Below are 24,228 nucleotides of genomic sequence, written 5' to 3'. Positions count from 1 at the left end.
TCTACGAGGAGGGAGTTTGGTGTCTTCGGAACGCAGGAAAAAGTTGCTCGAACTTTTAAGGTCTATAGACGAACCATTGTCTGGCTCCCAGCTTGCAGAGCGTGTAGGTGTCAGCCGTCAGACCATCGTACAAGATATTGCGTTCCTGCGCAAGGACGGACATGAGATTGTCAGTACGACGCACGGTTATGTATGTACCGAGAGCCCGCAAGAATGGCGAGAAGTACTGGGAATCATTCATACTCCCGAACAGTTGAGACGGGAGCTGGAAATTCTTGTGGCCCATCATGTTCGTGTTGAGGATGTTTTTATCGATCACCCCATTTATGGAAGAATAAGAGGGTTTCTTGGGATCTCCACACCTAAAGACGTGAAGAATTTTGTCGAAAAATGGGACAGGGCATCGATCCCGTTATTCTCGGAAGTCTCGGGTGGCCTGCATTATCATACGGTGAGCTCTGAGGATCCGGAAAATATTGCGGATGCCAAGAAAGCATTGCAGAAGGAAGGTTTTACGCTTGTAGAATATAGGGGGGAATAATTTGCCAGATCGGAAGTTTTCCTCCCAAATAGTCATGACGATCGGATGAATATTTGGCTGCCTGGTGATCGGGTATCATCGGGCAGTTTTTTTCGACGAGCGGTTGTCTTGTTGATTTCTGAAAGTAAAGTAACATCTACTCGGCTCGTAATAGTGACTTTGATTGTCATTTCGCATCTTTGGAACGCTAAAGGTGTATTTGTTTTGCGTGAAATAGCGGTTTTGCAGGTAATCTCGCAATATTGGATCGTATTTCATGCGAGACGATGACCTCCACGGAACATGAACGCAAAGCATACGCCCAGTAAGACGGTCTTCACGAAACACGAGCGTGATGCAGATCTTGTTTTTGTACTTGTTGATTTCGCCTTCGCGCTGAGTAATGACAATAGCAAATGCAGTCGTTTTTCATCGAATCGTCGAATCATTTGATGAATACTATCGAATTTTGTCCCTCTTTTGACCCCCGATCTTTTTGTATATTCGATGTTCCCCCCATCAAAAATGCTTCCTTACACTAAAATCGGCCGTTATAAGCCAAATTACAGCTTTTCCTTTGTATCAGTCATAGCAAGTCTGTTTTGTTCTAACGAGAGATGAAAAAATATCACTTCATATGAATTTATCTTATATAATCATCACTATTGAGATTTATTCTTATAATTTCTTAATTAGTCTTAAATAGTCATAAATAAGCGAACGAGAGAAGGTTTACTAGCCGCAAATTCATATGATCTCTTATTTATTCATAAAAAATATGATAAATTATTATAATGTGAGTTAAAGTCTTATCTTAGCTTACATTTTCGTAAATATTCATAGATTATAATGAAGGAGAGGGTCTAGGTGAGGTGGGATTCTTACTTAATCATACTATTTCTTATCAATTCATATTTTATATGATCAATTAAAACTGGATCATATATTTTCATATAACTTCTTATGTATTCTTATATTTTTGGTCTGCTTATGTCGAACAAAAAGAAGGAACTCAGATTTTCGTACAAGGTCATACTTTTTCTTATTTCATCATTCTTTTTGAGAAAAGATACGAAGAAATAGGATGCAGTCATTATAAAACTCTCCCTTAAAACGAAAAATTTAGGTAGAATAGGTATACAAACTTGTACATAGGAGTTGAGAATATGGCGAAACGACCGATTTATGTTGGACTCGATGCCGGATATGGTTATACAAAGGTGAGTTCAAGCGTGAAAAAACCGCAGGCGTTTCCTTCTGTTGCGGAGAAAGCGCCGAAAGATACATTAAAAGGAATGCAATCACTTTTCTCAAAGATCAAAACGGCAAATGTGGATGTTCTTGACAGCTTGCATGTATCAATATCTGAAAACGCGTTGCCTTCCGTTGAATGGGTGGTTGGATCCAAAGCTTTACGCTCCGGTTTAAGTCGGGTTGACTATGTTTTAACGGAGAATAAGGTTGATGATCCCAAGTTCCGCGCTTTGTTAGCGACAGCCCTTGCGATCGCTACACCGGATGTGAGCGGCGAGTATGAAGTCAACCTGTGCACAGGATTGGCCGTTTCTTATTTTGCCGAACAACAAGGACCTCTGACGGAAAGCTTGCAGAACCGCGTCTTCGAGGTCGCTTATCACGAAGGGCCGTATAAAGGTGTAGAGAAAAGAATTCGCATCAAAAACGTGCTCGTTGCTCCTCAGGGACTCGGCGTGGTTCTGGGCATGCTCCTGGAACAAGGAAAGAGCATGGATGATGTGGAAAACGGGCTGGTAGCCATCCTCGACATCGGTATGAAGACCACCGACTATGCGGTGTTCGAAGGTTATGAGCCAGTACCGGCGATGAGTGACGGCATCACTGATCTTGGAATGAACCGGATCACGCAAGCGATCCGTAATACAAACCGCAAATTAACGAACGCGCAGGCAGATGAATTGGCTTGGACGGGCAAGACGACAGGGATGCGTGCGGATGAAGAGTTGATGTCAGAACTGGAATCTCTCAAACAAGATTTGGCAACTGCCATTGCTAATGAAGTGTTTGTACAGGCATGGAATGAAAACCTGAGTCAATTCGATAAGGTATATATTACCGGTGGAGGCGGTGAAGTATTATTCCCATATCTGAAAGCGTATGGTCCAAATATTGAATTAACCAACAAAAAGGTGCATGCACGTTTCGGCAATTCACAAGGATTCTTGAATATTGCACGATATATTTTCGGGGAAGAAGCAGACGAAGCGGCAGCAGGTAAAACGGAGGCATAAGTATGTCTGAATCTGGATTGCGCCGGATCACTTTCAGCCTGGATGAAGTGGAAGATGCTGATATTCTTGAGAGAATCGGCAATGCGCGCAACCGATCTCACGTCATCCGCGAACTGCTGAAACGGGGCATGGAAGCGGAACAAATGATGATCCAAATGCAGGATTTACTTCGTTTTATACCGCAGGAATGGATGGATCGCTGGAAAAGTCAAGATCCTGTTCTATTACCGAAAACCACCGCAAAAACGACACCATCCACAACAACACAAAAACGGACTCAAGTACGCAGCAAAGAACCCGTGCTTCCCAGCCGTGAAAGTTTGCTCGAACAGATTCGGAATTTTGGCCGGAAGTGACGAATTTTGACGGAAAGGGAATACTCATAGTTATTCCCTGGGGAATATCCTGACTTCCGTGATCCGCCGGAAGGATGTACAATGAACTGCAAACGGAAACTGTCTTCACAGAAAGAAAAAGCAAGAGGTTGCGAGACGTAACCTCTTGCTTTTTTAATATCTGGCTTTCTGATTCATTCGTGGGTTCATATGGGAGGTAAACTTTCAAAGATAGCCACTCATGTTACGAGCGGCGCCATCAAGTTGAAAGGTGTCTTTGGGTAGGCGTACTGCTTTGCGCGTCATAGCGACTTTGAAGGTCGTCTCGTTCCTTTTAAATAGATAAAGGGCATTTGATTGGCGTGAAAAAGCGACCTCCACGGAGCATGAACGCCAATCATATGCCCGCTGAGTCGACCTTTAGGGAACATGAGCGCGATACATATACCCGCTGAGACACCTTCAAGGAGCGTGAATGCCAAGCATATGTCTCAAAGACGACCTTCATTGAACCCAAGCGCAAAACGATATATCCACTCAAGCGCTAGTTTCCTAGACAGTTTAAAAATTGTTCTGCGATCACGCGGTGGCCGGCAAGGTTGGGATGGATGGGATATTCAATTCCGTGAGTTCCATGTTGCCCTGCGATCCCGGAAGAGTATCCTTGAATCAAAACGGATTCGCGCCCGAGAAAGGCTTCATTTACAGGTACGATTCGAGTGTAAGCGGCTTGAGCGGCCGGAATGATGACTTGCTGATTATAAAGGGAAACAGCTTCCACTGCGATTGGGGAATTCGGGAAAGGATTGTATAACGTGCCGACTAAGATAGGGGATCTTGTATGTCGATGAATGACTTGCAGTGTACGAGTGAATATCTGTTGCGACATTTGAATGACTTTAGGAAGAACGCGCTTTCCCTTTGAGAGCAAAAGGGGCAGGGAATCAATCAAATCATTGCCTCCAATATAAACGATAATGAAGGAAGAGGAAGGGAGAAGCGCCATCCCATCACCGCTTGCAAGCATCTCCAGAAGGCCGAAGGTGTTCAATCCCGGTATGCTCAGATTGATAGCTTGTACGGGATGGTTGCGAGATGATGATAACCTTTTTTGTATGACCGAGATGAAGTTACATGCAATAGGGACGCCATATCCTGCAGGTACAGAATCACCGTACGTGACGAAAAAAGCCATGTGACTTCCGCCTCTCCAGTTGATACGTAATATTCTATGCAGAAGGTGAGCAAGCTGTATAGTCGTATGTATCACTTATTAATCGATCGGAAGCTCCTGGGCTTCTATCCGGTGCGTCGAGCGAGTGTATGCCATAGGATGATAAAGGAATTGTAACGCCACATTATGAGATGGGAGGTTTGTTCTGTGGCGAAGAAGAGGAAAAACACAGAAAACAAGAAGGCTACATCCGCACAGACGCAACAATCAGGAGCATCGGGTTCCCAAGTGGGCGGGGTGGATTTACTCAAAGAACGCTTAAAGAATGTGAATAAAGGTAGTTTATTCGATATGATCAATAAAGTGAAAAATACAACACCTGAGCAATGGAAGGATCCTGAAAACGTGAAAAATATGGCGAAAAGTTTCGCCGAAAAATTCAAAATCCCGGTCAGTGAAGAGCGCTTGAACGCCTTTGTAAAGGCGTACAAGGATGCGACCAAAGGTGGGGAACCTACTGCCAATGTTGATGAGCTTGTGAAGAAATACGGTAAAGGCAAAGTCGATGACCAGATGCTAAAAGAAATGAAAAAAATGGTGAATCCAAAAGATTGATATCACGCCCGTTGTCAGCCGTTTGAATCACGGTCAGATGAAGGCCGTACACCTTGTAAACTAGTGCTTGTGTGGATGTATCGCTTTGCGCTTGGGTTCGATGAAGGTCGTCCCGCCCGGATTCTTAATAGAGGTTGCGGAACGACCTTCCACTCACCTCTGCGCTGCAAAGCGATACAACCCACCCAAAAGTCACTCTGTTGCTTATGGCTGCTTTAAATCTCTCTTCCTGCACAATAAACTTTTCATCCTCTAATGGCGCTGCTTGCGGCAGGGGTGGCTATCATGAAAACACAGAAAGGGTTCCGTTTGACTCGGAACCCTTTCGTCATGGACATATAGTTCGTAAACATCCAAAAAACCGATGGTTCATCCATCGGTCAAAGCATGAACAAGTCCCTATCAGCAGGGTAAATAAGAAGGGGAACCTTACCTCTCATCTCCGTCCGGTTTCTTCAATAGAGAGGAACCAAGCGGTGTGTTCATTAGGGTCAATAAAATCGTCGTCCAATCACCCGTCGAGAGGTTTTTCCCTTTGCTCTGCATAAGTTTCTGTAACAGTCCCGTTTCATGCAAGGAATTAGCGCTGCTAAACAGGGTATCCAAGATGGAATCGGCCTTTTGGATATATTTAAGGCAATTCTTGCACAGATTGCGTAAATTCGAGATGGATCTCATGGAGTCTTGAACGAACGTAGGCGAATTGGGATTGGGCAGCTGTAGAGTCAGGGGAGCGGACTTTGGTGTTTTTTTGGCGCCCTTCGCTTTGGATGAGTTGCCTTTCTTTTTGCCTCCATTTTTCGTTTTGACAGGCAGGGCCGCTTTCACAAGTTGAAAGTCTTCCCTTGTTCTTTTGTTACGTCGGGAACTCATGAGGTTCACCCCCTCGCAAGGTATCATGAGCGATCGTATTCCAAGTCCGTGCGATACTCTCCTTTGTATCGTATGGGATTGGATGTCAACCTGTGTGGGATTCAACCAGAGTTGGGCATACTAGCATTGACATGTAGCGAAAAAGGGGGGACACGAATGAATGATTCGATGTACGCAAAGCACGGAGGTATTCATTTCATTAAAAAAAGGAGCGAGCGTGAAATCAACTCTTTTGTTTCCAAGTTGCCTGCGGAAAAAAAAGACAGTTTATTTGAAGTGCTTGATCAATTGAGTCAGGCGGGGTTCATCCAAATTGTGAACGACGGGAAATTTGCCGATGGCGATGGCAAACTTGAAGGAAGTGACGAATGCTGATGATGAAGAAAGGCCGTCCCGTGAGAAGGACGGCCTGATTGCTGGCTAGAAACTAGGATCATCTGACGTTTTGAGTACGTATTCTCGTCCAAAGATTGTCAAGCGCTGTTCACAAATGACGAGGTCAGGAAGCTCTTTGTGGTTTTCAAGATCAACGGATGAATGGACCAGATGGTCGTTGATTGCAGGGGCGTTGTCCATATATGTTAGGGTCAACTCATCAAGATTTTCATGGCTTGCATATGGCGGCGGATCCTGACGGTTGCTTTGAAGTTGGATTTCCGCAGTGGCAGCCGTGTCAGTCATCAGAGGATGAGGGTTCATAAGAAAAGAGTGAATCAAGTGACGCAAGACCTCGCTTTTAGACATATTGAGTTCACGGCAGCGAGCCACAAACTTTCGTTTGACATCATCCGAAACCGTCGTTCGTAATGTAGAAGGTCTCATCAAGCTCCCCCTTTCCGTGAATCGTTATACAGAGAATTCTCCGCGAACAGTAGTCGAATCCTTCAGACAATTTGTCGTCGTGTGACAACCTTTGTCATATCATAAAAAAGCTGCTTGGGTCGGTGTATTCGTTTAACTTCTCCATGCTTCCGTCTTCTGTTGTCGTTATATCTGGGAAGAATACATAAAAAAAGACCCGTTCACTCTATGTGAATCGGGTCCGGGGATTTTAGCGAACGTTTTTGAGGAATGATTCCAAACGATCCATCGCTTTCTCTAGGTTTGCCATCGAAGTCGCGTAAGAGATCCGAATGTTATTCGGTGCTCCAAATCCGCTGCCGGGAACCAACGCGATCTTCGACTCGGTGAGCAGAAGTTCGGCTAACGTATCCGAGGAGTCGATCGTTTGCCCGTTATAACTTTTACCCAGGATATCAGCGATATTTGGAAATGCGTAAAACGCGCCTTGGGGTTCGATACAACGAATCAGTGGCATCTCTTCCAATCGCCTGAGCACAAAGTCACGGCGGCGGCGGAATTCTGTTACCATTTCAGGATCAAAGCTGTTGAGGGCAGCAATCGCAGCCTTCTGTGAAATAGAGACAGGATTGGATGTCGTCTGGCTTTGAAAACTGGTCATCGCCTTGATGATCGCACGATCACCGGCCACATATCCCATGCGCCACCCCGTCATGGAAAACGCTTTGGAGAAACCGTTGACTAACAACGTCCGCTTCTTCATACCTTCAGAAACTGCTGCGGATGACAGGTGTTCGGCATCGTACAGGAGTTTCTCATAAATCTCGTCTGAGATCACATAAAACTCATGCTGTTCGATAACTTTAGCCAGTGCGCGGATCTCGTCGGGCGAATAAACGGCGCCGGTTGGGTTGGAAGGCGTATTGAGAACGAGTGCTTTCGTTTTCTCAGTGATGGCGGCGGAGAGCATTTCGGGTGTCACCTTGAATCCAGTGGATTCGTCCGTTTCAACGATGACAGGAACACCGCCGACAAGTCGGATCATTTCCGGATAGCTCACCCAATAAGGCGCCGGAACGATGACTTCATCACCAGGGTTGATGATTGCGACAAAAATGTTGTATAGAGAATGTTTACCGCCGGAAGACACGATAATTTCATCGGGAGAATACGTGACACCATTTTCCCGTTCCAGTTTCTCGGCGATCGCCTTGCGGAGTTCGACTATACCCGGTACGGCCGTATATTTGGTAAATCCGCAGTAAATCGCTTCGACGGCTGCATCGCAAGCTGGTTTCGGCGTGTTGAAGTCAGGCTCGCCAACACTTAAGTTGATCACGTCTACTCCTTCGGCAATCATCTGTTTCGTTTTCGTATCGATCGCAAGCGTAGGGGAAGGAGCGATTTCCTTGACCCGGTTAGAAAGTCCGAATGGCATTGAGTTTCCCTCCATAGCTTCATATTGATCTAAACATACGCCAAAAAAGGAAAGCAAGTCAACAGCAAAGAGCCACGGAATGCATCCGTGGTCCTATGTGTGAACGCGTAGACTGTATCTTTCTACAGTGATGAATACTAAATCAACTTTGAAATTGAGTGCTTGGGTAGGTTTATCACATTGCGCATGAGAAAATTTTCATCCTCAGCTGACACTGAATGCGGCCAGGGGTACAACCTTTTCTTCGTATAATGATGCGTCAAGAATGGAGACGCGTCAGGGATTTTCTTTTCCGCCTGTGAGGTAGTCCCACACTTTATGCAGAGTTGAACTGCCTTCTCCTAGTTTTTTTCGCAGCTTCCCCGGGAGGGATGCCGGGTGTTCCGAACATTCTTCGGTAGGCTCCGTACCGGCCACGAAGTACTCAAGATGTTGGGATGGGCAGTTGGGTGTAGCCAGTTGACCCGTGGTGGGATCAATCGCTACTTGGATGACTCCCTCAGGCTTCTGGAAATCTGTTTTCTCTTGGCGGGCCAACGCCTGTTTCATAAATTCAGCCCAGATTGGGGCTGCGAGATGCGATTCTTCTTGCGAGAGCAACCGATCCTTATCGTATCCAATCCATACGACGGTCACCAGGTCGGGTGTATAGCCGATCATCCAGGCATCCGTATCGGTTGTACCTGTCTTTCCCGCAACGGGGCGATCGATCATTTTTGCGACTCGATAAGCGGTTCCTCCCGGTTCGAAAACGCCTTTCATCAAATCGGAAAGGATAAACGTAAGTTTCGGGTCTGCTACTTGTTCCGGAGTGCTCTGAAACTGGTAAACATTTTTATTATAAGCATTCTCAATGGATGAAACGGCATGAATCTGCACCTTTTGCCCACCGTTCGCCAAGGCCGAATAGGCCCGCGCCATTTCAAGAGGAGAAACGGGAAAAGCACCGAGAGCAAGTGATGGATATGGCTGCAACGGGCTCTCGATTCCCAGTTTTCTAGCCTCTTCCACTACTTTATCAGGGCCTACGTCCATGTTCGTCGTAACTGCATACACGTTGTCGGAACGTGAGATCGCGGTTCGCATATCGATGAAATCATGGACGTATTGATCCGCAAAGTTTTTGACTTCGTACGTTTTTTCGCCATCCGCTCCATATTTGATCGTCGTCGGTTCGCTTTTGATGCGTGTGGCGGGGGTATAACCATTGTTGAGAGCTGTCAGATAGAGTATCGGCTTGAACGATGATCCTGGTTGCCTTTTAGCCAGCACGTGATTGAAACCAGGATCTTTAAAATGACGCCCTCCCACCATCGCTTTCAAGGCCCCCGTTTTCGGATCAATCGCCACAAGGGCAACCTCTAGATCTCCTCTCGGCATATATTTGGCCACCGCGTCCTCCGCCAATTTTTGCATGTTGGGATCCAGAGTGGTATGGATTTTATACCCGCCTAGAGCCAGTTCGTTATCCTGCAGGCCAAGCGCGTTTTTTGCTTCAGTGGCGGCCAAATTGGTGAAATGCGGTGCGTTGGCATTCAATGAATGCTTTGTCGCATATTTCAGAGGTTCATGATACGCGTCATCCGCTTGTTGTTTCGTGATATATCCTTGTTTGACCATCGCATCGAGAACGATTCGTTGCCGTTCTTTCGCTCCTTTTTCATTCTGAAAAGGTGAAAGGCTGCTCGGACTATTCGGGAGACCCGCGAGCATCGCCGATTCCGCGAGATCCAAATCCTGCACGGATTTTCCGAAGTACGTCTGCGCCGCAGCTTCGACTCCGTATGCTCCTTCCCCATAATAGATAATGTTCAAATATTGATCGAGAATCTGATCCTTCGAATAATTGATTTCCAACTGCATGGTCCGGACGGCTTCCTTGAGCTTGCGTGTGAAGGTTCGATCATCAGAGAAGTAAAGTTTTTTTGCTAGTTGTTGGGTAATCGTTGAACCACCTTCAACGATGCGCCCTTCTTTGAAGTTCACATAAAGAGCCCTGGCGATACTCGTTAAATTAAATCCGTGATGGGAATAAAATTGGTCGTCCTCCACAGCGATCGTAGCTTCACGCAAATAAAGGGGAATTTCTTGCAATGGAACCTTCAAGCGGTTCTGTCCACCTCTAAACAGATCGGTCAGGACTGTTCCGTCATCAGCGATTACGGTCGAGGTGTTGGCTACGTTACTGGGAGGCAGCGGTGCATATCGCAAGTAGAGATAAAAAAGACTGCCGGCTGCCATAGAAATAAGGAAAACCAGCGAGAAAAAGGCGAAGATGAACCCGCCTCTCCTCCTGCGCCGTTGTACTCTGCTGGGATAGGCTGTTGGTGGAGTTCCATGCAGTGTGTCACTTGAGAGATCGGATGACTTTGTGGATATGGGCATACGCATCCCTCTTTCGTAGCAAGCTCGTCTACTTTCCAGTATGTACATGATTGGGGAGAGATAAACTTTGTAAGTGAATGGAGGAAAGGGGTTTATTTTCTGACCAGTTCTGGTATAATACGTAGCGAATTTTGCGAGATTTTTTAGAGGAAAGGGGACACCCTCCCATGGATCTATGGTATACGGAAAAACAAACAGAGAATTTCGGAATAACAGCGAAAATCAAAGAAACGTTACATACGGAAAAATCCGAGTTTCAGGATATCGCCATGCTGGATACGCTCCAATGGGGAAAGATGCTCGTCTTGGACGGCATGGTGATGACCACAGATAAAGATGAATTCGTTTATCACGAAATGATCGCACATGTCGCGCTGAACACACACCCGAATCCGAAAAAGGTTTTGGTCGTCGGCGGAGGAGACGGCGGCGCGATCCGTGAAATCGTGAAACACCCGTCCGTTGAAAAAGCGGTACTCGCGGAAATTGACGGTCGTGTGATCGAAGTTTCGAAACAGTACCTGCCGCAAATCGCGAGCGAATTGACAGGCAATCCGCGCGTCGATGTTCAAGTGATCGACGGCATCAAGCATGTTCAGGAGAATAAAAACGAATATGACGTGATCCTCGTGGATTCCACAGAACCTGTAGGTCCGGCGGTGGGGTTGTTTGCCCGCGACTTCTACCAGGCGATTTTTGAAGCGTTGAAAGAGGACGGCATCATGGTGGCACAAACGGAATCCCCATGGTTCAATCAGGAGTTGATTCGCCGCGTGTATAAAGATATCGCTGCGATTTTTCCTGTCACTCGCTTGTATACCGTATCGATCCCCACGTATCCATCGGGCCTTTGGAGCTTCACGATGGGATCGAAAAAATATGATCCATTACATGTTGATGAAGCGAAACTGTTTGATCCGCCGAATACGAAGTATTATAGCCCAAGCATCCATAAATCGATCTTCCGCTTACCTAAATTTGTTGAGGAGCTGTTGAAGTAATGGCTTTCCACCCGATGAAGTTTGATCCGGCGTATAACGGCGGCGAATTTATTGGCGCGACGCAAGATTATGAAGCGGCTCAGGCTGTGATTTACGGAATGCCCATGGATTGGACGGTTTCTTTTCGCGCCGGTACGCGCTTAGGCCCCACCCGCGTGCGTGAAGTTTCCATCGGTCTGGAGGAATATAGCCCTTATCTGGATAAGCTTTTGGAAGATGTCAAATACTTCGATGCGGGAGATATTCCTCTTCCATTCGGCAATCCGTCCCGATCGATTGAAATGATTGCGGAATATGTGGGTCGTATCGTGAAGGATGGAAAGTTTCCTCTTGGCATCGGCGGAGAACACCTGGTATCCTGGGGACCGATCCAAGCGGTCGCAAAAAAATACGAGAACCTCGCGCTCATTCATATCGATGCGCACGCCGACTTGCGTGAACATTACGAAGGCGAACCTTATTCCCACGCATCCGTGATCCGCAAGGCTTGCGATATCATCGGCGCGAAAAACGTATACCAATTCGGGATCCGTTCGGGTACGAAGGAAGAGTTTCAGTGGGCGCGCGCCAACACGAACTTCTATCCTTTTACGGTTCTTGAACCGTTGAAACAAGTCCTGCCAGAATTGCAGGGGCGTCCCGTCTATGTCACCATCGACATCGATGTCGTTGATCCGGCATTTGCCCCCGGTACCGGTACAGCGGAACCCGGCGGAATCACCTCTCTTGAATTGTTGCAGTCCATCCATGAGATGGCTAAATCGGGTATCCACGTGGTCGGACTTGACTTGGTCGAAGTTTCACCGGGGATCGATCCTACGGAACAAACACAGATTCTCGCATCCAAAGTGATCCGTGAAGTGCTTCTCGGACTCGTGAAATAAGGTGAGCCCCCTTTTGTCTAGCAAGAGGGGGCTCTTTTGGATTTAATCCAAGGTAACGGTACATTCCACAACGGATTTCCCGTCCTTGTTAATCATTTCAGAAGAGACTTCCGTAACGATAGTCTCAAAATAAAAAGCATATTATTAGTTTGCTACAAGCCATGTACAGTCAAGGAAAATTTATTGCACTATGCGAGCATTTATTGAATGAAGCTGATGTTGAAATTTCACTTTAAAAGGAGGTATGAACCGCCTCCTTTTTCTTTATTCCAACAGCAGCTTTAATACATGCTCCCTGTTTTCCAAAAATCTACGTGTAATAGAATAGTGAGTGGTCTCTTCATAACATATAGGAGAGATCGGATGAGTATCGAAATTTAGAATCGAGGCATTTGGATAGCCTAAAATGATAGGAGAATGTGTGGCTATAATGAATTGTGATTCACCAACAGTCACAAGTTCATGAAGCAATCGTAAAAATGCGAGTTGTCGGGCTGGAGATAAGGCGGATTCCGGTTCATCAAGCAAATAAATTCCTTTTTTGCCAAAGCGGTTTCGCAATAACGATAGAAATGCTTCCCCATGAGACTGTTCATGAAGTGACTGACCGCCATAAAATGCTTGAGCCCCTATTTCATCTATATGGGTGGCAAATTGATGAAAAGATTCAGCTCTGAGAAAAAAACCGTTCGTGATTTTAGGAAACCACGATAAACGTATGAATCGGCTCAGGTCCGATGGAGAGTCCACAACCTTGCAGCAAGCGGCACCATCAGAGGATGAAAAGTTTCTTATGCGGAAAGAGTATTTTGAGGCTACCACCAGACACAAAGTGGCTTTTGGGTGGATCGTATCGCTTTGCAGCGTAGAAGTGAGTTGAAGGTCGTTCCGCTTCCTTTAAACAGGTAAGAGGGCATGTGCTTGGCGTGAAACAGCGACTTTGGAGGTCGTCTCGCTTCCTTTCGGACGTAAAAGGGTATATGCATTGCGCGTAATAGCGACTTTGAAGGTCGTCTCGCAACATATGATTATGATTCCATGCGAGACGACCTTCACGGAGCATGAACGCCAATCATATGCCCGCTGAGACGACCTTCACCGAACCCAAGCGCAAAGAGGCATCCCCACCAAACCACAAGCTTTCAAAATAGAAAGGACAGTCATACCCATGATAAAAAAGCCAGTAAAGATCATAGTAAACACCACGCAAACTCTTTCTGATGGCTCTACCCAAACGTATAATCAAACATTCGAAGGTTTTTGGTACGTAAAAGGCGATGTCCAATACTTCCATTATCAGGAAAATAATGAATCGGGTTTAGGAAATACACAGACGACATTAAAAGTCGCGCAGAATGATATTACCCTCATCCGCCAAGGGGAAATCAACATGCGCCACGTCTACCAATTAGACAAACAATTTTCCGGGCAATACCAAACCCCTTACGGAAATTTAGGATTTTGGATTGAAACAGAGAAAATGGATCATTTCATAGGGGATGACGAAGCACGGATATGTATCGAGTATACGATGGAGATGGAAGGCGAGAAGAGCCGCATGAATTTGCAAATAAAAGTGAAAACTATTTCAAAAGATTAGGTGAAATTACACGTTTCAACATAAATGACACGATCATTCCCATCATTCGGTCGGTATACGTTACACCCCGAATCGTGTAAGAATCAGAAGAAACCAGGGATCCTTTGGATCACATCTATCGGGAAGGAGTCCGGGATTCTATGGAATGGAAAACACCGTTTCTCTCCTTGCTTACCGGTATCATTGTAGGTGTCATTTTTACGATGTTCAAACTTCCCCTTCCTGCTCCGCCAGTCCTGTCCGGAATTCTTGGTATCGTTGGGATCTGGTTAGGCTCCGTTCTCTTTCGATGGTTGAGCGATTGGATCAGCCGATTCTGGACATGAGTATCCTTCAAGCCCTGAAGCAAAGGTGTTGGCGATGAATATCGAAGATCCGCAAGTCAAGCAGATGATCGAGCAAATGAAATGGGAAATTGCCCGTGAACTCGGGATTCCTTTGTCCAACGACGGGTACTGGGGGAATCTTTCGACCAAAGATTGCGGGAAAATCGGCCAGTTAATCAAGAAGCGTATTCCTGTCATTTTGAGATACCAACAGCGAAAGAAATAAAGAGGACGCAAATGATTTCGACTTCACTCATCCATTCTGCCCAATTTTCAGCACAAGAGTGCCAACAGTCTGGTAAATTCACTTATAATAGAATCTGATAGTGTTTTGCAGGCGAGGGGGCCTTTGTATGGAACAGGATCTGAGAGAAATGGCGGAGATGCTGAAAGCGATCTTGGGCTCGATCGATGAAGGGATCCACGCAGTCAATCGGGAAGGGATCTCGATCTATTATAACGAAGTCGCGGCAAGGCTTGATGGTTTACGGCCGGAGGAAGTCATAGGAAAACATGTATTGGAAGTATTTCCATCCTTGATGAATGACACCAGTACTTTGCTGAAAGTCATTGAAACGGGTGAAGCGATTTATCACAAGCCACAAACGTATACCAATTTTCGCGGAAGGAAAGTGCATACCGTCAATACGACACTGCCGATTCGTTCGCAAGGGCGCGTGATCGGGGCGCTGGAAGTATCCAGGGATTTGACGCGTGTAAAAGAACTGACGGAAAAATTGCTTGATCTGCAAGCGAAATTGCTCGCGTCACCCGCGAAACGCACCGACCGTTCCCCCATGCAGGTACGTTATACATTTGATGATATCCTTACGAGAAATGAGCAGATGAAGAGACTTAAAGATATCGCGAAGCGCGCGGCTTCCACATCTTCACCGATTTTGGTGTACGGCGAGACAGGCACAGGGAAGGAACTGTTTGTACAAGCCATTCATCACGCAAGTCCGCGCAAAAACAAGCCGTTTATCGCACAAAATTGTGCGGCGCTCCCGGCTTCTCTCTTGGAAGGGATTCTTTTCGGAACGGTGAAAGGCAGTTTCACGGGAGCAGAAAACCGCCCGGGATTATTCGAATTGGCACATGAGGGCACTTTGTTTCTGGATGAATTAAACAGCATGCCGCTAGAATTGCAAGCGAAACTTTTGCGTGTATTACAAGATGGATGTATTCGCAGGGTCGGCGATACAAAAGTGATCCCGGTCGATGTACGCATCATTGCAGCCACAAACGCAAACCCGCTGGCGGCGGTTGAACAAGGGATGATACGTGCCGATTTGTATTACCGCGTCAACGTGGTTTCTCTGCAACTGCCTCCTTTGCGCGAAAGAAAGGAGGATATCGGCCTGCTCATCCAACACTTTATTGATGATTACAATCACAGGTTCGGACTCTCGGTCAAAGGGGTAAGCCCCACCGCGGAGAAACTGTTGCTTTCTTACGATTGGCCCGGTAATGTACGGGAATTGGAACACGCGATTGAGGGGGCCATGAACCAAGTGAGCGACGATCTCATCGAAGTGGAGCACCTTCCGTGGCAAATTGTCAGAAAAGCGAAACAGGAAACGAAAGACGGAAACTCGTTTCAAGCGGGAGCAAATGGTGGTCAACAGGTTAACAGAAGGATGTTTCAGGAGAATGATGGACATGAGCCAACGGATCATAGAGAGGAGCGGCCAAGGAGCGGCCATCCGGATTCCTTCTGGCAATCGTTCCTTAAAGGCCGCACGCTCCGTGCGGCGGTGCAGGAGGTCGAACAGTACATGATTCGGACGGCGTTGCAAGAGACGCGAGGCAACGTGCAAAGAGCAGCCAAACTGTTAGGCATTCCCCGGCAAACGCTGCAATATAAACTTGATAAAATAAAGGGAAACGTTCCTTCTTCAGAAATAAGTAACGATTGACTGGCGAGAAAAAAGGCAATTTTCGAGCAGTGCCAAAAATCCGGCACTCTCATTTGCGAAAATTCGGCGCTGCCGCACGATGTATGCGGTTAAGCGCCATTTTTCTTGGTTTCATTTGGTTGGCACAAGTTTTGCAATAAAAAAGAGAGCGACAGAAGACAAAAGGATCAAAGGAGGCCGCGCATTTGAAGAAAGGTGACCGCTACGGGCTGCACCGGGTGATCGAGCCCGCAGGTGCGATGCCTCAGCCAGCATGGCGCATCGATAATACACCGATTTGCTACAGCAACGAAATTCTCATTGACGTTGAAACATTAAATATCGACTCTGCTTCCTTTGTGCAGATGCGTAACCAAGCGAACGGAGATGTGAATAAGATCGCCGAGATCATGCGGAAGACGGTTGCAGATCGAGGCAAGCATCATAATCCTGTGACCGGTTCCGGGGGGATGCTGATCGGCAGAGTGGAACAAATCGGGGAAGACCTGTGTGGAAAAGTGAATCTTGAAGTGGGAGAACGCATCGCTACACTGGTCTCACTGTCCCTCACCCCTCTGACGATTGACGAGATCCTCAAGATTGACACGGATCGTGCCCAAGTCGACATCAAAGGAAAGGCGATTTTGTTTGAAAGCGGCCTTTACGCCAAATTGCCGGCCGATCTTCCAGATAAAGTTGCACTAGCCGTTCTGGACGTCTGTGGCGCACCCGCTCAGACCGCAAGATGGGTACAAAAAGGCCAGACGGTGGTCGTCCTTGGCGCAGGAGGGAAGTCGGGTTTGCTGGTCCTGCGTCAGGCGCGCTTATCGGCGGGGCCGGAAGGTCGTATCATCGCCGTGGAATACGGGGAAAAAGGATGCCAATTGTTGCGCGGGTTGGGGTGGGCGGATGAGGTAATAAACCTCGATGCGACCGACGCCGTTTCCGTTATGCGTGCGATCGAGCGCGCGACCAACGGGCAATTTGCGGATGTGACGATCAATTGTGTCAACGTACCGGGAACAGAGATGTCATCGATACTCGCGACCCGTGACGAGGGAATGGTTTACTTTTTCTCCATGTCGACATCGTTTACGGCAGCCGCCTTGAGTGCGGAAGGCGTGGGCAAAGATATCACCATGGTCATCGGAAACGGATATACGAAGGGGCACGCGGAACTGTCACTCTCCCTGGTTCGTGAGTGCCCTGAACTGTTGCGCATCTTCAGTGAGAAATACGCTTGATTAAAGGATTCGGAATTCATAGATACATCTGATAAAAGGAGGAAGTAGACATGAGTCTTGCAGAGAAAGATTTGAAATACCTTTACGGTAAGAAAAAACGCCACTTCCGCGATATCGAATTGTGGAAAGATGTTACGGATGAACAATGGAACGATTGGATGTGGCAATTGACGCATACGATCAACACGGTGGAAGATCTTGCAAAAGTGATCAATCTGACCGAAGACGAAATTGAAGGCGCAAAGCATGTGAATGAATCGATGCCGCTAAGGATCACACCCTACTACGCGATGTTGATGGATCCGGATGATCCGAATTGCCCGATCCGTCTACAGGCGGTTCCCTTATCCGCGGAGATGACACGATCCCCCTGGGATATGGAAGATCCGCTTTCGGAAGATGAAGATGCACCCGCACCGGGTCTCACTCACCGTTATCCTGATCGCGTGCTGTTCTTAATTACAAACCAATGTTCGATGTATTGCCGCCATTGCACGCGCCGCCGTTTTTCGGGACAGGTGGGTCATGCGGTTCCCAAACCGCAACTGGATGCGGCGATCGACTACATCCGTCGTACGCCTCAGGTTCGCGACGTGTTGCTTTCCGGGGGCGACGGTCTGCTTGTCAATGATAAGATCTTGGAATATATCATTTCGAACTTGCGTGCGATTCCTCATGTGGAGATCATTCGCATCGGCACACGCGCACCCGTCGTCTTCCCGCAGCGAATCACGGATAATCTCTTGAATATGTTGCGCAAGTATCATCCGATCTGGATTAATACGCATTTTAACCATCCGGATGAACTCACGCCTGAAGCGGTAGAAGCTTGCCATAAAATCGTGGATGCGGGGATTCCGCTTGGCAACCAAACCGTGCTGATGCGTGGAGTCAACGATTGCGTGCATATCATGAAAAAACTGATGCATGAACTCGTGAAAAACCGGATTCGTCCTTACTATATCTATCAATGTGACCTCTCTGAGGGCATTGAGCATTTCCGTACGACCGTATCCAAAGGATTGGAGATCATGGAACAATTGCGCGGTCATACATCCGGATATGCGGTGCCGACCTTTGTTGTGGATGCACCGGGTGGGGGCGGTAAGATCCCCGTCATGCCGCAATATTTGATCTCGCAAGGTCATGGTAAAGTCGTGCTGCGTAACTTTGAAGGAGTCATCTCGGTTTACCATGAGCCTGTATATGAAGACAAAGGCTGTCCTCCCACTTGTACGCATAACCATCATGAACAAAACATTGGACTAGGAAAGCTTCTCAACGATCAAGCATTGTCTCTTGAACCGAAAGGATTAAAACGGAGACGCCGTGAGCAGGAATAAAGCTTCCGGAAGGAATGGATGAGATGTTAACCGTCGTGAAGGAGGCTGGTGCCAAGCGTATAGCGATTGTCGGGATTGCCAAACACGCGGGCAAGACGACCGTGCTGAATGATCTGCTGGCACAAGCGGAGCAAGAGGGAGTAAAAGTTTCGATTCAAAGCATCGGCGTGGATGGCGAACGAATGGATGCGATCATGGGGGTGCCGAAACCGGAAGTCGTTGTACCGGCAGGCGCCCTCGTGGCGTCTTCCGCTCAGATGTTAACAGAGGGAACCGCTGAACTTGTACTGGAAGAGGCGACGGGAATCGATTCCCCTCTCGGAGAGGTCTATATCGCACGCGTGAAACGAAGCGGTACGGTCATCTTGGCTGGAATTCGCCAAATGCAGCACGTGAAAGATGTGCTCGCACGTTTTGATGCCAAAGGTGTTGATTTGCATCTTGTGGATGGTGCTTTTGATCGCATGATCGCGGCATCACCCGATGTGACCGATGGTGTCATCTTGGTAACCGGTGCGGTGGCAGGCCGCTCTGTCGACCAAGTGGTGCGTCAGACAGCCGAATGGTTATGGCGCTTCCGGTTGCCGCGGGCGAACGAGGAGTGGGAATGCCGCCTGCTGGATTTAGCGGAGCAGTACGGGCGACCGGTAGCGGGCGGTCCTTCCTGTGCTCCTGCCGTTCTTGCGCAAACCTCTTCATTAACGGGCCATTTGTGTCTCGACGCGAACTGGCCGCAGGACGCGCAGGCGCTTTGCATACCCGGAGCGGTTACCGATCGCGTATTGGCTCAAATGGAGGGAATGCCCAGAGGATTTTCGTTACTCGTTCCTGACGCGACACACGTTTTTGTGACGGCGAAAGCTTGGCGTTCTTATGTACGGCGTGGGCATCGTCTTTTAATAGGTAAAGAAACGCGCGTATTGGCCATCGCGGTGAACCCCCATTCGATCGCGGGATATGATTTGCCGAGGGAAGCACTCGTGGAACGGATTCGCGAAGTGGCGGGAGAACTCCCTGTTATGGATGTCAAAGCGGGAATTGGAGGTGACGCGCGTGCCCGCCTACCATCTTCTGGATGAAAAAACAAAGATACAGGTGCATTGGGAACAGGTATGGGCACAAGCGTGCCCTTATTCATCGCTGGGGAAACATTATAAAAATCGATTGCTTCCGTTTGGCCCGAATGATCGGATCGCTTGGCAAGAGGAAATGAACGCCGTTAAACAGATGCGCATAGCGCTTGAGGACAGAGACTTCGCTGAGACCCTGCGCAATCGGTTGCAAAGCTTGCGGCCAGTCGAACAACAACTCGCACTCCTCGTCAAGGGCATGCCGCTCAGAGTGGTTGATTTCTTTGAAATCAAACAGTTCCTTTGGACAGGACGGGGACTTCAAGAGTCACTGCGGGAAAAACAAATCTTGTTTTCATGGATGACCGACGTCGATTGGGAGCGACTGCTTCGCTTGCTGAACCCATCCGCAGAGTTGAAGCCCGATTTTTCCATTGATGACGGATATGATCCGCGTTTGGCACAACTGCGCAACGCGTGTGATGAGGTTCGCGCGGAGATCCGCAAAATGCGCAAAGAACTGTATGACGTTCTTCATGCGCGCTACGGCCGCTTGCCCAATCGCGAAGGTGAATATATTTGGGATAAAAATGACCGCGACATGTTGGCACTCGCAAATGAAGACCGATCCTTGATCAGGCAGGCGGAAAATGCGTGGGAAGTGATCTTCCGTATTGTCGACAGCACTGACATCGAGAAATTGAAAGAGAAAGAACAAGTTTTGATGGAGCAGTTGGAAGCGGTTGAAAAGGAAGTTTTGCAAGAGATCAGCCGTCACTTTCTTCCTGAGGTTGATCGTTTGCGACAGGTGCATCAGGCGTTTGGCCGTTTGGATTGGCTTGTTGCCAAAAGTGAATGGGCCAATCGATGGAAAGCTGTTGAGCCGAAATGGAATGAATGGGGTTGGCTGATCGAAGATGCGGTGCATCCTTGGATCGAAAAGCAGGTATGTGAAAAAGGCGGTCGCTACACACCGCTTTCTCTCACGTTCCAGCGCGGTGTTGGCGTAGTGACGGGACCAAATATGGGGGGGAAATCCGTCGCGCTCAAAACGATGGCACTTCTGCAGGGATTGGCTCAATATGGTTTTCACGTCCCTGTACGCGCATATACCTTTCGCCCTGTCGAGCGCATCCGTTTTCTCGGCGGTGATGAGCAAACGAGTGAACACGGCCTTTCATCGTTTGGCGGTGAAGTGAAACGCTTGGTTGACATTTTGGGCGAAACGGGAGAAGGGCTATTCCTCATGGATGAAGTCGCGCGTACGACCAATCCGCAGGAAGGGGAGGCGATTGCCGTAGGACTTGTCCGCCATCTGCTGACGACGGAACATTCCGCATTTGTGGCCACCCACTTTGCAGCAGTCGCGAAAGTGCCAGGAATTCAAGCATATCGGGTGATCGGTCTCGCTCATGAAAAGAAAGAGGAGATCCGCCTGCATCAGGCAGGTGATATGCTTGTGCAACTGCAGCAAGCGATGGATTATCGCATCGTACCGTTGCGAACGGAGCGAGAACAAGTACCGCAGGATGCGCTCTGGATAGCTGAACATCTGGGACTCCCCAAGGCTATCATTCGCTATGGACGTACACATCTGGGAGAACAGTTAGATCTTCACGCCGCTAATTCGACACCGAAGGATCGTCAAGTTAGTCACTGATGTAGCAAACGGCGCCATGAGAGGATGTAAAGTTTCTTGTGTTTGGAAGTTTAAAGCTACCAGAAGAAACGGAGTGGCTTTTGGGTGGATAGTATCGCTTTGCAGCGCAGAGGTGAGTTGAAGGTCGTTCCGCTTCCTTTTGGACGTTATGGGGTATATGCTTTGCGCGTAATAGCGACTTTGAAGGTCGTCTCGCAACAACTAAAGATATTCCGAGCGAGAAGACCTCCACGGAGCATGAACGCCAAGCATATGCCCGCAATGACGACCTTCACGAAGCATGAGCGCAAAGCATATGCCCCAAAGACGACCTTCATCGAACCCAAGCGCAAAGCGATACATCCACCCAAGCACTAGTTATCAGGATAGATGAAAGGGGAAAGCAGCACGATGAGCAAATTGTTTCTGGATCCGAAACAGATCGAGCGTGCTCGTTCCGCAGCTTCCGCGATTGCAGACAATATCACCGATTTTATATTGGCGCGAACAACGGTGGCGGTGGAACGGACTGTTTTGCGTTTATTCGGATTGGACGGGGTAGATGCTGATTTTGTGCCTCTTGCGAACGTGGTCGTCGATCAGGCGCTGGAAGCGGGAAAATTGTCAGAAGGGATCGCCACATATTTTGTGAACGCGATCTTGCAGGAAAATTTGACGGTTCAAGAAGTGGGAGAAGCAGTGGCATCGGGACGTTTACACCTCTTTCAACTGCCGAAAGCGCCTGAACATCTGATCCAACAAAAGGCGATCGAATTGGCGGCACAGTCGCTTGCCCGCATCCGCGCGAACAGGCAAAAGCGTGAGGAATACTTGCAACGCCTCGGTGAGGGGAAACAACCTTATATTTACGTGATCGTGGCGACGGGAAATATCTATGAAGATGTGATCCAGGCGCGTACGGCAGCAAGACAAGGTGCCGATATCATCGCTGTGATTCGCTCGACCGGCCAATCTCTGCTCGATTATGTACCCTACGGACCCACGACGGAAGGTTTTGGAGGCACGTTTGCGACACAGGAAAATTTCCGCATCATGCGTAAGGCACTGGATGAAGTTGGCGAGGAATTGGGCCGATATATCCGCTTATGCAACTACTGTTCGGGGCTTTGTATGCCGGAAATCGCGGCGATGGGAGCATTGGAACGTTTGGATGTCATGTTGAACGACGCGCTGTACGGGATTTTATTCCGCGATATCAACATGCAGCGCACACTCGTGGATCAACACTTCTCGCGTATGATCAACGCTTACGCCGGAATCATCATCAACACGGGCGAGGATAACTACCTGACAACCGCCGATGCGGTGCAAGCGGCACATACCGTCCTGGCGAGCCAGTTTATCAATGAACAGATGGCTTTTCGTTCGGGCTTGCCTGCCGAGCAGATGGGGCTTGGCCATGCATTCGAGATGAACCCGATGATCGAAGACGGTTTTTTGCTCGAGCTCGCACAGGCGCAGATGGCGCGCGAAATCTTCCCCAACGCGCCGTTAAAATACATGCCGCCAACCAAACACATGACAGGTAATATTTTTCGTGGGCTCGTACAAGACACGTTATTCAACGTTGTGGGAATCATGTCTCATCAAGGAATTCAGCTCCTTGGCATGATGACAGAAGCCATTCACACCCCTTTAATGCATGACAGGCAAATCGCGATTGAAACGGCCAAATACGTGTTCAACAACATGCGCCATCTGGGGGACGAGATTCAATTCAAACCGGACGGGATCATCGTGCGGCGCGCCCATCAGGTATTGGATGAGGCGACCCGCCTGCTGGAAGAGATCCGTGACATGGGCTTGCTCGAAGCGCTGTCCCGTGGCGTTTTCGCCGATGTGAAGCGAACGCTAACGGGCGGAAAAGGGCTCAATGGCGTGGTCATGCGGGCAGAAAACTACTACAATCCGTTTGAAATTTTACTGCGCAAGGAACTGGGGTTGGAACAAGAGGTGAATGTATGAATACGAAGCAAGTGGATCTCACTCGCGTGCGGCCTTATGGCGATACGATGGATGACGGTGTCGTTCAACTGAGTTTCTCCCTTCCTGTCCCTCATGGTGAAGAAGCGGCGGAAGCGGCCAGGCAGTTAGCGATGAAGATGGGTGTAATGGAACCTTCTGTGGTCCACATGACCGACATGGGGGAAGGGTATACATTTTTCGTTTTGTACGGCAAGTGCCGCCATACGGTCGATTACACGAAAATACAAGTGGCCAAAGTCGATTCCCCGCGCATGAATTTTTATGAGATCAATGAATTTATCAAGGAACGGATCGGCCGCAAGATCGTGGTCATCGGTGCGTGCACCGGCACGGACGCACATACGGTGGGCATCGATGCCATCATGAATATGAAAGGCTATGCGGGTGAATATGGACTGGAACGCTATCCGATGATAAATGCCTACAATCTGGGAGCCCAGGTGGAAAATGAAGATCTGATCGCGAAAGCAATCGAACTGAAAGCAGACGCCCTGCTCGTCTCGCAAGTCGTGACACAAAAAGATGTTCATATTCCGAATTTGAGTCGACTTGTTGAATTGCTGGAAGCGGAGGGATTGCGCAAAAATATCGTTCTGATCTGTGGCGGTCCGCGCATCTCCCATGAGCTCGCTTTGGAATTGGGCTATGACGCTGGCTTCGGCCCTGGTACACTGGCACCTGATGTGGCTTCCTTTATCGTACAGGAAATCGTCAAACGTGGATTGGCTGACAAGTGAAAGATAGACGAAGAGCCGCGAATTGCATGCAGAAAGGCAATACGCGGCTCTTTTCATAGCCACTCATTCTG

General features: G+C 48.2%; 23 protein-coding genes. 17 read left to right on the top strand and 6 right to left on the bottom strand.

All coding sequences use genetic code 11. The annotated features are described in order from the left end of the window. Positions 1-19 precede the first annotated feature (19 nt). The 3 genes from DNHGIG_RS06800 (at position 20) to DNHGIG_RS06790 (ending at position 3,143) form a co-directional block, all read left to right on the top strand. Positions 20-541 (top strand): transcription repressor NadR, encoded by a 522-nt coding sequence (locus tag DNHGIG_RS06800; protein WP_282198966.1) that lies wholly within the window; start codon positions 20-22, stop codon positions 539-541. A 1,145-nt stretch (positions 542-1,686) separates the two neighbouring features. Further along, on the top strand, positions 1,687-2,787 hold the full coding sequence (locus DNHGIG_RS06795) for a ParM/StbA family protein (RefSeq protein ID WP_282198965.1): 1,101 nt from the start codon (positions 1,687-1,689) through the stop codon (positions 2,785-2,787). A 2-nt stretch (positions 2,788-2,789) separates the two neighbouring features. Continuing rightward, a complete protein-coding gene (locus DNHGIG_RS06790) occupies positions 2,790-3,143 on the top strand; it encodes a hypothetical protein (protein WP_282198964.1) in 354 nt (117 codons plus the stop codon). A gap of 523 nt (positions 3,144-3,666) precedes the next feature. Here the strand turns inward: DNHGIG_RS06790 and DNHGIG_RS06785 are convergent. Further along, positions 3,667-4,317 carry an SGNH/GDSL hydrolase family protein gene (locus DNHGIG_RS06785; protein ID WP_282198963.1) on the bottom strand — a complete coding sequence of 217 codons (651 nt, stop codon included), beginning with the start codon at positions 4,315-4,317 and terminating at the stop codon, positions 3,667-3,669. Between the two features lie 186 nt (positions 4,318-4,503). Here DNHGIG_RS06785 and DNHGIG_RS06780 point away from each other — a divergent pair, with 186 nt between their 5' ends. Continuing rightward, positions 4,504-4,911: a hypothetical protein gene (locus DNHGIG_RS06780; RefSeq protein ID WP_282198962.1), complete on the top strand. Its 408-nt coding sequence runs from the start codon at positions 4,504-4,506 to the stop codon at positions 4,909-4,911. 429 nt (positions 4,912-5,340) lie between these two features. Here DNHGIG_RS06780 and DNHGIG_RS06775 read toward each other — a convergent pair whose 3' ends face one another. Next, entirely contained in the window at positions 5,341-5,784 is a 444-nt protein-coding gene (locus DNHGIG_RS06775; protein ID WP_282198961.1) for a hypothetical protein, read from the bottom strand. Positions 5,785-5,940: 156 nt separating this feature from the next. Here DNHGIG_RS06775 and DNHGIG_RS06770 point away from each other — a divergent pair, with 156 nt between their 5' ends. Further along, positions 5,941-6,159 (top strand): hypothetical protein, encoded by a 219-nt coding sequence (locus DNHGIG_RS06770; RefSeq protein WP_282198960.1) that lies wholly within the window; start codon positions 5,941-5,943, stop codon positions 6,157-6,159. A 45-nt stretch (positions 6,160-6,204) separates the two neighbouring features. Here DNHGIG_RS06770 and DNHGIG_RS06765 read toward each other — a convergent pair whose 3' ends face one another. From DNHGIG_RS06765 to DNHGIG_RS06755, 3 genes are all read right to left on the bottom strand, one after another. Then, a complete protein-coding gene (locus DNHGIG_RS06765) occupies positions 6,205-6,606 on the bottom strand; it encodes a hypothetical protein (RefSeq protein ID WP_282198959.1) in 402 nt (133 codons plus the stop codon). 229 nt (positions 6,607-6,835) lie between these two features. Further along, the gene (locus DNHGIG_RS06760) at positions 6,836-8,023 is read right to left on the bottom strand and encodes a pyridoxal phosphate-dependent aminotransferase (protein ID WP_282198958.1); all 1,188 of its coding nucleotides are present in this window, start codon (positions 8,021-8,023) and stop codon (positions 6,836-6,838) included. 276 nt (positions 8,024-8,299) lie between these two features. Further along, positions 8,300-10,408, bottom strand: coding sequence for a transglycosylase domain-containing protein (locus DNHGIG_RS06755; protein WP_282198957.1), 2,109 nt, complete (start codon positions 10,406-10,408; stop codon positions 8,300-8,302). A gap of 167 nt (positions 10,409-10,575) precedes the next feature. Here DNHGIG_RS06755 and speE point away from each other — a divergent pair, with 167 nt between their 5' ends. Next, the gene (speE, locus tag DNHGIG_RS06750; RefSeq protein WP_282198956.1) at positions 10,576-11,409 is read left to right on the top strand and encodes a polyamine aminopropyltransferase; all 834 of its coding nucleotides are present in this window, start codon (positions 10,576-10,578) and stop codon (positions 11,407-11,409) included. Positions 11,410-11,423: 14 nt separating this feature from the next. Beyond that, a complete protein-coding gene (speB, locus tag DNHGIG_RS06745; RefSeq protein WP_282201370.1) occupies positions 11,424-12,293 on the top strand; it encodes an agmatinase in 870 nt (289 codons plus the stop codon). A 264-nt stretch (positions 12,294-12,557) separates the two neighbouring features. On the opposite strand, the gene DNHGIG_RS06740 is transcribed toward speB, so the two are convergent. Then, on the bottom strand, positions 12,558-13,043 hold the full coding sequence (locus DNHGIG_RS06740; RefSeq protein ID WP_439647764.1) for an AAA family ATPase: 486 nt from the start codon (positions 13,041-13,043) through the stop codon (positions 12,558-12,560). Between the two features lie 418 nt (positions 13,044-13,461). On the opposite strand from DNHGIG_RS06740, the gene DNHGIG_RS06735 reads away from it, so the two are divergent. From DNHGIG_RS06735 to kamE, 10 genes are all read left to right on the top strand, one after another. Then, the gene (locus DNHGIG_RS06735) at positions 13,462-13,893 is read left to right on the top strand and encodes a YwiB family protein (protein ID WP_282198955.1); all 432 of its coding nucleotides are present in this window, start codon (positions 13,462-13,464) and stop codon (positions 13,891-13,893) included. Between the two features lie 140 nt (positions 13,894-14,033). Beyond that, the gene (locus DNHGIG_RS06730) at positions 14,034-14,219 is read left to right on the top strand and encodes a XapX domain-containing protein (protein WP_282198954.1); all 186 of its coding nucleotides are present in this window, start codon (positions 14,034-14,036) and stop codon (positions 14,217-14,219) included. Between the two features lie 34 nt (positions 14,220-14,253). Next, positions 14,254-14,445 carry an alpha/beta-type small acid-soluble spore protein gene (locus DNHGIG_RS06725; protein WP_282198953.1) on the top strand — a complete coding sequence of 64 codons (192 nt, stop codon included), beginning with the start codon at positions 14,254-14,256 and terminating at the stop codon, positions 14,443-14,445. Between the two features lie 127 nt (positions 14,446-14,572). Further along, a complete protein-coding gene (locus tag DNHGIG_RS06720) occupies positions 14,573-16,138 on the top strand; it encodes a sigma-54 interaction domain-containing protein (protein WP_282198952.1) in 1,566 nt (521 codons plus the stop codon). 185 nt (positions 16,139-16,323) lie between these two features. Continuing rightward, positions 16,324-17,361 (top strand): L-erythro-3,5-diaminohexanoate dehydrogenase, encoded by a 1,038-nt coding sequence (kdd, locus tag DNHGIG_RS06715; protein ID WP_282198951.1) that lies wholly within the window; start codon positions 16,324-16,326, stop codon positions 17,359-17,361. Positions 17,362-17,411: 50 nt separating this feature from the next. After that, a complete protein-coding gene (kamA, locus tag DNHGIG_RS06710) occupies positions 17,412-18,704 on the top strand; it encodes a lysine 2,3-aminomutase (RefSeq protein WP_282198950.1) in 1,293 nt (430 codons plus the stop codon). Positions 18,705-18,718: 14 nt separating this feature from the next. Further along, complete coding sequence (kamB, locus tag DNHGIG_RS06705) at positions 18,719-19,783, top strand: lysine 5,6-aminomutase reactivase subunit KamB (protein WP_282198949.1); 1,065 nt, start codon at positions 18,719-18,721, stop codon at positions 19,781-19,783. Next, positions 19,728-21,434: a lysine 5,6-aminomutase reactivase ATPase KamC gene (kamC, locus tag DNHGIG_RS06700; protein WP_282198948.1), complete on the top strand. Its 1,707-nt coding sequence runs from the start codon at positions 19,728-19,730 to the stop codon at positions 21,432-21,434. The genes kamB and kamC overlap by 56 nt, the downstream gene beginning before the upstream one ends. 390 nt (positions 21,435-21,824) lie before the next feature. Next, positions 21,825-23,399, top strand: coding sequence for a lysine 5,6-aminomutase subunit alpha (kamD, locus tag DNHGIG_RS06695; protein WP_282198947.1), 1,575 nt, complete (start codon positions 21,825-21,827; stop codon positions 23,397-23,399). Continuing rightward, positions 23,396-24,157, top strand: coding sequence for a lysine 5,6-aminomutase subunit beta (gene kamE / locus DNHGIG_RS06690; RefSeq protein ID WP_282198946.1), 762 nt, complete (start codon positions 23,396-23,398; stop codon positions 24,155-24,157). The genes kamD and kamE overlap by 4 nt, the downstream gene beginning before the upstream one ends. The last annotated feature ends 71 nt before the right edge of the window (positions 24,158-24,228 follow it).

It is taken from the genome of Collibacillus ludicampi, assembly GCF_023705585.1.
Lineage (GTDB): Bacteria > Bacillota > Bacilli > Tumebacillales > BOQE01 > Collibacillus > Collibacillus ludicampi.
This window is presented reverse-complemented; position numbering and strand designations above follow the sequence as displayed.

Excerpts from the sequence above, each read along its gene's own strand:
- DNHGIG_RS06795 (WP_282198965.1), top strand. The coding sequence starts at position 1,687 with ATGGCGAAACGACCGATTTATGTTGGACTCGATGCCGGATATGGTTAT.
- DNHGIG_RS06770 (WP_282198960.1), top strand. The coding sequence starts at position 5,941 with ATGAATGATTCGATGTACGCAAAGCACGGAGGTATTCATTTCATTAAA.
- kamB (WP_282198949.1), top strand. The coding sequence starts at position 18,719 with ATGGATGAGATGTTAACCGTCGTGAAGGAGGCTGGTGCCAAGCGTATA.
- DNHGIG_RS06735 (WP_282198955.1), top strand. The coding sequence starts at position 13,462 with ATGATAAAAAAGCCAGTAAAGATCATAGTAAACACCACGCAAACTCTT.
- DNHGIG_RS06785 (WP_282198963.1), bottom strand. The coding sequence starts at position 4,317 with ATGGCTTTTTTCGTCACGTACGGTGATTCTGTACCTGCAGGATATGGC.
- DNHGIG_RS06760 (WP_282198958.1), bottom strand. The coding sequence starts at position 8,023 with ATGCCATTCGGACTTTCTAACCGGGTCAAGGAAATCGCTCCTTCCCCT.
- DNHGIG_RS06755 (WP_282198957.1), bottom strand. The coding sequence starts at position 10,408 with ATGCCCATATCCACAAAGTCATCCGATCTCTCAAGTGACACACTGCAT.
- DNHGIG_RS06720 (WP_282198952.1), top strand. The coding sequence starts at position 14,573 with ATGGAACAGGATCTGAGAGAAATGGCGGAGATGCTGAAAGCGATCTTG.
- kamC (WP_282198948.1), top strand. The coding sequence starts at position 19,728 with ATGTCAAAGCGGGAATTGGAGGTGACGCGCGTGCCCGCCTACCATCTT.
- DNHGIG_RS06730 (WP_282198954.1), top strand. The coding sequence starts at position 14,034 with ATGGAATGGAAAACACCGTTTCTCTCCTTGCTTACCGGTATCATTGTA.
- DNHGIG_RS06765 (WP_282198959.1), bottom strand. The coding sequence starts at position 6,606 with ATGAGACCTTCTACATTACGAACGACGGTTTCGGATGATGTCAAACGA.
- kamD (WP_282198947.1), top strand. The coding sequence starts at position 21,825 with ATGAGCAAATTGTTTCTGGATCCGAAACAGATCGAGCGTGCTCGTTCC.
- DNHGIG_RS06725 (WP_282198953.1), top strand. The coding sequence starts at position 14,254 with ATGAATATCGAAGATCCGCAAGTCAAGCAGATGATCGAGCAAATGAAA.
- DNHGIG_RS06790 (WP_282198964.1), top strand. The coding sequence starts at position 2,790 with ATGTCTGAATCTGGATTGCGCCGGATCACTTTCAGCCTGGATGAAGTG.
- kamA (WP_282198950.1), top strand. The coding sequence starts at position 17,412 with ATGAGTCTTGCAGAGAAAGATTTGAAATACCTTTACGGTAAGAAAAAA.
- speB (WP_282201370.1), top strand. The coding sequence starts at position 11,424 with ATGAAGTTTGATCCGGCGTATAACGGCGGCGAATTTATTGGCGCGACG.
- speE (WP_282198956.1), top strand. The coding sequence starts at position 10,576 with ATGGATCTATGGTATACGGAAAAACAAACAGAGAATTTCGGAATAACA.
- kamE (WP_282198946.1), top strand. The coding sequence starts at position 23,396 with ATGAATACGAAGCAAGTGGATCTCACTCGCGTGCGGCCTTATGGCGAT.
- DNHGIG_RS06775 (WP_282198961.1), bottom strand. The coding sequence starts at position 5,784 with ATGAGTTCCCGACGTAACAAAAGAACAAGGGAAGACTTTCAACTTGTG.